This window comes from Aquabacterium sp. A08, from assembly GCF_011742065.1.
Window position 1 is genome coordinate 1 of record NZ_JAAQQT010000087.1, and the last position, 353, is coordinate 353.

General features: G+C 63.5%; 1 pseudogene. It reads right to left on the minus strand.

Features of this window, described 5'->3' with window-relative positions:
* Nucleotides 1–353, minus strand: a pseudogene (locus HA630_RS00500) (FAD-dependent oxidoreductase); the annotation flags it as partial.

Below are 353 nucleotides of genomic sequence, written 5' to 3' on the forward strand. Positions count from 1 at the left end.
GCAAAAATCACCCGACCGTGGACGAAGCGGTCCATGCGCAGGCAGGCGAAGGTGTAGACGCTGGCCCACTCCAGGGTGAAATCCACGTCCTTGCCCAGCAACGCCTTGACGCGCGGGACGATGTTTTCCGGCTTCTTTTCTTCTTCCGGGTCGGCGTCCCAGCCGAGCTGGAAGTCGATGCGCCAGACATTGTCGGGCTCGCGGTGCAGCAGCACGCTCTGGTTCGGGTGGAAGGGCGGGTCGAACCAGAACCAGCGCTCGGTCGGGAAATCGGCCGCCATCTTCACGTCGGCAATCAAAAAGCGGTCGCGGAAGATGCGCCCCTTGCTCTCCAGCCCCATCAGGCCACGCAG